This window comes from Streptomyces sp. NPDC046303 (assembly GCF_055588085.1).
In genome coordinates, this window is sequence record NZ_JBVJFA010000075.1 from 1 (window position 1) to 8031 (window position 8031).

8 protein-coding genes are annotated in these 8031 nt (G+C 72.8%); 6 read left to right on the plus strand and 2 right to left on the minus strand.

Annotation, left to right across the window (positions count from 1 at the left end; all coding sequences use genetic code 11):
- Positions 1 to 89: 89 nt before the first annotated feature.
- Positions 90 to 911, minus strand: a complete 822-nt coding sequence (locus ACZ6I1_RS34710) for a hypothetical protein (protein ID WP_469293091.1) — start codon at positions 909 to 911, stop codon at positions 90 to 92.
- A gap of 191 nt (positions 912 to 1102) precedes the next feature.
- On the opposite strand from ACZ6I1_RS34710, the gene ACZ6I1_RS34715 reads away from it, so the two are divergent.
- The 6 genes from ACZ6I1_RS34715 to ACZ6I1_RS34740 all read left to right on the plus strand — a co-directional run bounded on the left by ACZ6I1_RS34715 (position 1103) and on the right by ACZ6I1_RS34740 (position 6947).
- Positions 1103 to 2053, plus strand: a complete 951-nt coding sequence (locus tag ACZ6I1_RS34715) for an HhH-GPD family protein (RefSeq protein ID WP_469293093.1) — start codon at positions 1103 to 1105, stop codon at positions 2051 to 2053.
- Between the two features lie 219 nt (positions 2054 to 2272).
- A complete protein-coding gene (locus ACZ6I1_RS34720) occupies positions 2273 to 2833 on the plus strand; it encodes a SigE family RNA polymerase sigma factor (RefSeq protein ID WP_469293096.1) in 561 nt (186 codons plus the stop codon).
- Positions 2834 to 2871: 38 nt separating this feature from the next.
- Positions 2872 to 3534, plus strand: coding sequence for a hypothetical protein (locus tag ACZ6I1_RS34725; RefSeq protein ID WP_469293098.1), 663 nt, complete (start codon positions 2872 to 2874; stop codon positions 3532 to 3534).
- Positions 3535 to 3593: 59 nt separating this feature from the next.
- Positions 3594 to 4304 (plus strand): two-component system response regulator CseB, encoded by a 711-nt coding sequence (gene cseB / locus ACZ6I1_RS34730; protein WP_469293100.1) that lies wholly within the window; start codon positions 3594 to 3596, stop codon positions 4302 to 4304.
- Positions 4301 to 5614: a two-component system sensor histidine kinase CseC gene (cseC, locus tag ACZ6I1_RS34735; protein ID WP_469293102.1), complete on the plus strand. Its 1314-nt coding sequence runs from the start codon at positions 4301 to 4303 to the stop codon at positions 5612 to 5614. Before cseB ends, cseC begins: the two co-directional genes overlap by 4 nt.
- Before the next feature lie 121 nt (positions 5615 to 5735).
- The gene (locus tag ACZ6I1_RS34740; RefSeq protein WP_469293103.1) at positions 5736 to 6947 is read left to right on the plus strand and encodes a LamG-like jellyroll fold domain-containing protein; all 1212 of its coding nucleotides are present in this window, start codon (positions 5736 to 5738) and stop codon (positions 6945 to 6947) included.
- A gap of 35 nt (positions 6948 to 6982) precedes the next feature.
- Here ACZ6I1_RS34740 and ACZ6I1_RS34745 read toward each other — a convergent pair whose 3' ends face one another.
- Positions 6983 to 7609, minus strand: coding sequence for a M23 family metallopeptidase (locus ACZ6I1_RS34745; protein WP_469293105.1), 627 nt, complete (start codon positions 7607 to 7609; stop codon positions 6983 to 6985).
- Positions 7610 to 8031: the final 422 nt, after the last annotated feature.

An 8031-nucleotide genomic window follows, 5' to 3' on the forward strand; every position in this document is an offset into this window, starting at 1 on the left:
CCGCGTACTGGACGTACTTGGGCTTTCGGCCGGTGCGGCGAGAGTGCGTGCCGGGCATCGCGACGCCGCGGACCTCCGTCAGACACCCCCTAGTCCTGCTTCAGGACGAACGAGGTCCGGGCCACCGGCAGGCCGGGGGACTTGACCTCGACCACGTACGTGTCCGGGCCCGCGACCCCCGCCGGGGGCGACTGGCACTGGTCGGCCGCGCTGAACCGCCGGTCCCACTCCACCGACTGCCGGGTCTCGCCCTGCGCGGGAAGCCGGAAGAAGGCGCTGCCCGGGCCCGTCGGGCAGTCCGCCGAGGACCACACCGCCTTGTTGCCGGCCGCCTGAAGGATGGTCACCACCGCCTGCTTCGGGCCGAGATCGATTTTGCAGGTGGTACCGGCGATGTTGCGCGCGATGAGTTCGAGACGGGGCTTCTCGTTCGCCTCGTACTCGTTCTTCACGCTCTTGACCTCCCACTGCAGCGCGGTCGGCGCGCACGTGGGCAGGCCCGGGTCGGCCGGGACCGGAGCCGCGGCGCCGCCCGTACCGGAGCCCGGACCGGCCGCGCCGCCCGTACCGGTGCCCGCGTCCGCGCCCGTACCGCCGCCCGGTTCGCCGTTCTTGCCCGCGCCCGCGGCGGCGCCGCCGCCCTCGGATCCGGTGCCGCCGCCGCCCGACTCGTCGCGTCCGCCCGGGGCCTGACTGATCGCCGGCCCCGTGCCGGCCGGGCCGGGGGTGATCGAGGTGACGGGATCGGGGTGGCTCTGGCCCTTGCCGTTCGTACTCGACTTCCCCCCGCCGGAGCTGACGGTCCATACGGCGAGGAGCGCGAGGAGCGCGACGACGGACGCCAGCACAGCCCTCCGTCGCCAGTAGATGGAGGAGGGGAGCGGCCCGACCGGATTGCGCAGAGATCCCACGGAGGGAACTTTACGAGAGTCCGCGGCCCGATCGGTGCCCCCCATGCCGCGCGGCAGGCTTGTTCTGCCGATGATCATCCTGCGGGTGCAATCGGGCCGCCGGGATCCGGCCACGCATCCGACCCGGCCCGCCCCACTCGTGCGTACCGTCGGTGACCAGAGGTCCGAAACGTGCCAGGATGCCGTCTGTCATGACTGCATCCCCCATCACCTCGCCCGGATCCCCCGACTCGCCGGAGTCCCCCGAGTCTCCCGAGTCCCCCGCCGTCTCCCACGCACTGCACTCCCCCGTCATCGCGTGGTTCGACGAGCACGCCCGCGACCTGCCCTGGCGCCGCCCCGAGGCCGGCCCCTGGGGGGTCATGGTCAGCGAGTTCATGCTCCAGCAGACCCCCGTGAGCCGCGTCCTGCCGGTGTACGAGCAGTGGCTCGCCCGGTGGCCCCGCCCCGCCGACCTGGCCGCCGAGGCCCCGGGCGAGGCCGTCCGCGCATGGGGCCGGCTGGGCTACCCGCGCCGGGCGCTGCGGCTGCACGGCGCGGCCGTGGCGATAACGGAGCGGCACGGCGGCGACGTACCGCGGGAGCACGCGCAGCTGCTCGCGCTGCCCGGGATCGGCGAGTACACCGCGGCCGCCGTGGCCTCCTTCGCGTACGGACAGCGGCACGCCGTGCTCGACACCAACGTCCGGCGGGTCTTCGCGCGCACCACCACCGGGGTCGAGTACCCGCCGAACGCCACCACCGCCGCCGAACGGCGCCTGGCCCGGGCCCTGCTGCCCGCGGACGAGGACACCGCGGCCCGCTGGGCGGCGGCCTCCATGGAGCTGGGCGCGCTGGTGTGCACCGCCAAGAACCCCTCCTGCGCCCGCTGCCCGGTGGCCGGGCTGTGCGCGTGGCGCCTCGCCGGGAAGCCCGCGCACGACGGGCCGCCGCGGCGCGGGCAGACGTACGCCGGAACCGACCGCCAGGTGCGGGGCCGGCTGCTCGCCGTGCTCCGGGAGGCCGTGGGACCGGTTCCGCAGGCGGTGCTCGACACCGTGTGGGAGGAGCCGGTACAGCGCGCCCGGGCGCTCGACGGGCTGGTCTCCGACGGGCTGGTGGAACCGCTGGAGGGAGGCATGTACCGGCTTCCGCAGACCTGACCGGGGCCCGACGCGAAGCCGGCGGGGAACCGGCTCGAAGCTGACTCGACGATTCCGCTTCCAACGGCGAAAACCGCAGCTCACGGGCACTGTTACACAACCTATGGGTGTCCGTGCGCCCACCGAAGGCTGGCCCGCACAGGCCCGTGACAACCCCTCCGTACCTTCGGATCCGTGAGGCAGCGGAAGAGCGGTTGCACGGAACGGAGGCGGTCTGAGATGGCGCACGGCGAGGTACTCGAATTCGAGGAGTACGTACGCACTCGGCAGGATGCGCTGCTGCGCAGCGCCCGTCGCCTGGTTCCGGACCCCACCGACGCGCAGGACCTCCTGCAGACCGCGCTCGTCCGCACCTACGGCCGCTGGGACGGCATCGCCGACAAGTCCCTGGCCGACGCCTACCTCCGCCGCGTCATGATCAACACCCGTACGGAGTGGTGGCGCGCCCGCAAGCTCGAAGAGGTCCCCACCGAGCAGCTCCCGGACGCCTCCGTCGAGGACGGCACCGACCAGCGCGCCGACCGCGCCCTGCTCATGGACATCCTCAAGGTGCTGGCGCCCAAGCAGCGCAGCGTGGTCGTCCTGCGACACTGGGAGCAGATGAGCACCGAGGAGACGGCCGCCGCACTCGGCATGTCTGCGGGTACGGTGAAGAGCACGCTGCATCGCGCGCTGGCCCGCCTCCGGCAGGAGCTCGAGAGCCGGGACCTGGACATGCGCGCGCTGGAACGCGGTGACCACACCATCCGGTACGAAGGGCGTGAGCGGTGCGCGGCCTGAATGGCCAAGGACTGACCGGCAGACGTTCGCTGGTCTTGGTGTCGGCGGGGACGATCGTCCTCGTCGGCACAGCCGTGTTGGCGGTCGGTTGCGCCACGGGGGGCACGGGCCTGCGCGACGGCGGCCCCGCACGTACGGACACGGTGGCCAAGACCGCCCCCTCAGCCGCTTCCCCCGAAACCTCCGCCGAGGCCTCCTCCGGGGCGTCCGCCGGGGCGCCGGAGGCCACGTCCGGCAAGCCCCTGAAGAAGGTCGACCCGGTGGCGCTGCTGAAGGCGGACCCCAAGGTCAGCGCCGAGATCAAGCGGGACCTCAAGCCCTGCACGGGCAAGGAGTACCCCGTGGACGTGAGCTACGGGAAGGTCACCGGCAGCGCCGTCGTCGACATCGTGGTCAACGTCCTGTCGTGCGCCGACGCGCTGGGACGCGGTTCGTACGTGTACCGCGCGGACGGCGCGACGTACGAGAATGTCTTCTCGGACGAGCAGCCGCCCGTCTACGCGGAGATCGACCGGGGCGATCTGGTGGTCACGAAGCAGGTCTACGCGAAGAGCGATCCCCTCGCCTATCCGTCGGGCGAGGACGTGATCACGTACCGCTGGACCGGGGAGAAGTTCACCGAGCAGGACCGGGTGCACTCCGAGTACAGCAACGTGGTCGACGGCGGCCAGCCCGCTCCGGCCGTCACCCACAAGCCGTAACCCCCGAACGACCGACTGCCGCAGAACCGAGTACCGAAGAACCGAGGCGAGGCTCCCGCATGGCCGAGACCCATGTCCTGTTCGTGGAGGACGACGACGTCATCCGCGAGGCCACGACCCTGGCGCTGGAACGCGACGGGTTCATGGTCACCGCCATGCCCGACGGCCTGTCCGGGCTGGAGTCCTTCCGGGCGAACCGGCCCGACATCGCCCTCCTCGACGTGATGGTGCCCGGCATGGACGGCGTGAGCCTGTGCCGCCGCATCCGCGACGAGTCCACCGTCCCCGTGATCATGCTGTCGGCGCGCGCCGACTCCATCGACGTGGTGCTGGGCCTGGAGGCGGGCGCCGACGACTACGTCACCAAGCCCTTCGACGGGTCGGTGCTCGTCGCCCGGATCCGCGCGGTGCTGCGCCGCTTCGGCCACGCCGGCGGCTCCCGGGGCGGCGGCCCGGGCTCCGAGGAGGACGAGGACGCGGAGCGCGGGGTGCTCTCCTTCGGCGACCTGGAGGTCGACACCGAGGGCATGGAGGTGCGCAAGGCGGGCGCGGCCGTGGCCCTGACCCCGACCGAGATGCGGCTGCTGCTGGAGTTCTCCTCCGCGCCCGGCACCGTACTGTCGCGCGACCGGCTGCTGGAGCGGGTCTGGGACTACGACTGGGGCGGGGACACCCGCGTCGTCGACGTCCACGTCCAGCGGCTGCGCACCAAGATCGGACAGGACCGGATCGAAACGGTCCGAGGCTTCGGATACAAGCTCAAGGCATGAGACGGTTCACCTTCCGCACGGGGATCCGCTGGAAGATCACCATCGCCGTCGCCGCCGTGGGCGCCCTCACGGCGATCGCGCTGAGCCTGGTGGTGCACAGCGCTGCCCGGGTGTCGATGCTGGAGAGCGCCCGTGAGGTGCAGCTCGACCGCGTGCAGTTCATCTCCCGCAACGCCGAGGCCGGCCGCAAGCCGCCGATGGGCGCCAAGCTCAACGACCCCGAGCTGCCCGCCCCGCTGCGGGAGAAGGCCCGCTCCGGGCGGCGCGGCACCTACGTCCAGGAGTCCGCGAAGGGGGCTCCGGAGGTGTGGGCGGCGGTGCCGCTCGAGAACGGGCAGGTGCTGTCGCTGCACACGCAGTTCCGGGAGAGCGCCAACATGGTGCGCGACCTGGACCGGGCGCTGGTCGTGGGCACCCCGGCCGCGGTCATCGGCGGCTCGGCGCTGGGCGTGCTCATCGGCGGTCAGATCTCGCGCCGGCTGCGCAAGGCCGCGGCGGCCGCGCAGCGGGTGGCGCACGGGGATCCCGAAGTACGGGTGCGGGACGCGGTCGGGGGCGTCGTACGGGACGAGACGGACGACCTCGCGCGGGCGGTGGACGCCATGGCCGATGCGCTCCAGCAGCGGCTGGAGGCCGAGCGGCGGGTGACCGCGGACATCGCGCACGAGCTGCGGACGCCGGTGACGGGCCTGCTGACGGCGGCGGAGCTGCTGCCTCCGGGCCGGCCGACCGAGCTCGTGCGGGACCGCGCGCAGGCGATGCGGGTGCTGGTCGAGGACGTGCTGGAGGTGGCCCGGCTGGACAGTGCCTCCGAGCGGGCGGAGCTGCAGGACGTGGCGCTGGGCGAGTTCGTGAGCCGGCGGGTGACGGCGCTGATGCCGGAGGCGTCGGTACGGGTCGTCGCGGACGAGATCGTCAGCACCGACCCGCGGCGCCTGGAGCGGATCCTGGGCAACCTGCTGGCCAATGCCGCGCGGTACGGGCGGCCGCCGGTCCAGGTGGACGTGGAGGGCCGGGTCGTGCGGATCCGGGACCACGGGCCGGGCTTCCCGGAGGCGCTGCTGCGCGAGGGGCCGAGCCGCTTCCGCACCGGGTCGACGGACCGCGCGGGCGTGGGGCACGGGCTGGGGCTGACCATCGCCGAGGGCCAGGCGCGGGTGCTGGGCGCCCGGCTGACGTTCCGCAACGTGGCCGCGCCGGGCGGCTCGGACCGTGAGGGCGCGGCTGCGGGCGCGGTGGCGGTGCTGTGGCTGCCGGAGCACGCGCCGACGGCGACGGGCAGCTTCCCGGTGATCACGCCGCAGCGCTGAGCGGCGGGGTCCTGAGCGGTGTCCTGAGCGGTGTCCTGAGCGGCGGGGCCTGCGGTGTCCGGCGGTCCGGATCGGTACCGGGCCGTACGGTCCGGCAGGTCCGTGACTTAGCATCCGTGGCATGACCGACGGCACGAATCCCCAGAGCAACCCGCAGCCCGAGCCCGCCCCGGGGAGCGGTGGCTACGGGTTCCCGCCGGGGCCCCCCGCGCAGGGCGGGTACGGCTTCCCGCCCGGACCGCCCGCCCAGGGCGGCGGCTACGGCTTCCCGCCCGGACCACCCGCCCAGGACGGCGGCGGCTACGGCTACCCGCAGCAGGGCCAGCCGAACCCGTACCAGCCGGACGGGCACCAGCCGGACCCGTACCGCCAGGACCCCGGGGCGCAGCAGACGCCGTGGTCCCCGGCGCAGCCGGGCATACCGGTGGCGCCCCTCGGCGATCAGCCGGACTGGGAGGCGATGGCCGACCGCTCGGCGGCCGAGCGGCGCAAGAAGCGGCTGTGGATGCTGGGCGGCGGGGTGACCGTACTCGCGCTGCTGGCCGGTGGCGGAACGTTCTTCCTGCTGGGGAAGGGCGACGACCCGGCGGACCCGGTCGATGACCCCTCGGCGTCCGCGTCCGCCTCACCGGGCGGCCCTTCGGGCTCGCCGGCTGCGTACTCCCCCACCGTCGAGGGCGACCCGACGCTGCTGCGCGACAGCAACGGGAAGATCGGCATCCGGCTCGGCTCGGACATGTCGGTCGGACCGGTGGGCAAGCGGTTCCAGGTCGTCTCGAAGGGGACGTCGAAGTCCTACGCGCAGGCCTCCGAGCAGGCCGTGGACGTGACCAAGAGCTTCAGCGTCACGGCCCGCCTGTACAACTCGGCCGCCAAGGGCGCGCGGATCGCCGTCAGCCAGGGCGACGGGGAGTCGTTCTCGTTCGAGCTCGGCATCAACGAGGTGAACGGCAAGCAGGCCTGGATCTTCCGTGTGCAGACCGGCGACAAGGGCGCCGCGGCGACCACGCAGACCGTCGTCGCCGAGGGCCTGCCCATGGTCAAGACGGCGACCATGCTGATGGGCTCGTACGACGCGGAGAAGAAGACCATCACGCTCTACGTGGACGGCAAGAAGGCCGGCGAGGCCGCCGTGCCGGGCATCTGGCAGGCCCCCGGCCCGCTGCAGCTGGGCCGCTCCCGGCACCACAACATCTGGACCGGGGCGTGGCAGGGCGCCATGCACAACATCCGGGTCTACGAGTCGGCGTTCTCGCCCGAGCAGGCGGCCGCGTACAAGGAGGGCAAGCTGCCCGCCACGACGAAGCCGTCCCACTCCTGGCTGCTCACCTGAGCCCTGCCGGGCCCCTGAGGAGGGTCAGGGGGGGGTCAGATGGTGACGCCGACGGTGCGCAGGAAGGCCACCGGGTTGACGGACGAGCCGTAGTTCGGGGTCGTCCGGATCTCGAAGTGCAGGTGGGGGCCGCTGGAGTTGCCGGTGTTGCCGGACAGCGCGATCTGCTGGTCCACGGCGACCTTCTGGCCGACCTTGACCTGGATCTTCGAGAGGTGCGCGTACTGCGAGTACATGTTGTTCGCGTGCTTGATCACGATGGCGTTGCCGTACGCGGGGCCGTCGCCGCCGCCGTTGGGGCCCGCCTTGACGACGGTGCCGGCGGCCACGGCGTCGACCGGGGTGCCGGTCGGGACGGCGAAGTCCTGGCCGGAGTGCTTGGACGCCCACATGCTGCCGCCCTTGCCGTAGGTCGCGGACAGCGTGTACTTCTCGACCGGCTTGTCCCACAGGCCGGTCTTCTTGGCGCTCGCCTCGTTCGCGGCGCCGGCGGCCTGGGCCGCGGCCTGCGCGGCCACCAGCTCGGCGGTGCCGGCCAGGGCGGTCTGCGTCGTGTCGGCGAAGGCGGCGGTCGTCCCGGCCCCGAGGGCCAGCACTGCACCGAGAGCGGTTGCGCCGGCGGCGATACGGGTACGACGGGTGAGGACGCGCTTCGCGGACATGTAGGAGACCTCCGGGGCCGGGGATAAAGACGGTGTTCACGCCCGCCACGGGCATGAAGTGACCCGGCACGTCGGGCTGTGTGCCGGGTGGGCTCATCTTTGGTAACCCAGGCCCCCGTACTTCCCCAAACCTCCCTTTTACTACCTGAAGTCGTAGACGTGGTGAGTGTGACGAACTCGGTTGACCAGGTCCCTACTGGGTCGCTGCTGGACAAATCGGGTGACTGGATCTACGAAACCTTCTAGTAGTTCCGATTTGTCCTGTGCGGCTTGTCACCGGCGGAGGACCTCTGACTGGGACCCGGGACACGCCCTCGAGCCGGCAGGAACGGAAACAGGGGCGGGGGGGGGGGGGGGGGGGGGGGGGGGGGGGGGGGGGGGGGGGGGGGGGGGGGGGGGGGGGGGGGGGGGGGGGGGTGGGG

What these genes read in the sequence shown, in the direction of transcription:
- ACZ6I1_RS34745 (WP_469293105.1), bottom strand. Translation starts at nt 7,609, where the DNA reads ATGTCCGCGAAGCGCGTCCTCACCCGTCGTACCCGTATCGCCGCCGGC.
- cseB (WP_469293100.1), top strand. Translation starts at nt 3,594, where the DNA reads ATGGCCGAGACCCATGTCCTGTTCGTGGAGGACGACGACGTCATCCGC.
- cseC (WP_469293102.1), top strand. Translation starts at nt 4,301, where the DNA reads ATGAGACGGTTCACCTTCCGCACGGGGATCCGCTGGAAGATCACCATC.
- ACZ6I1_RS34720 (WP_469293096.1), top strand. Translation starts at nt 2,273, where the DNA reads ATGGCGCACGGCGAGGTACTCGAATTCGAGGAGTACGTACGCACTCGG.
- ACZ6I1_RS34715 (WP_469293093.1), top strand. Translation starts at nt 1,103, where the DNA reads ATGACTGCATCCCCCATCACCTCGCCCGGATCCCCCGACTCGCCGGAG.
- ACZ6I1_RS34740 (WP_469293103.1), top strand. Translation starts at nt 5,736, where the DNA reads ATGACCGACGGCACGAATCCCCAGAGCAACCCGCAGCCCGAGCCCGCC.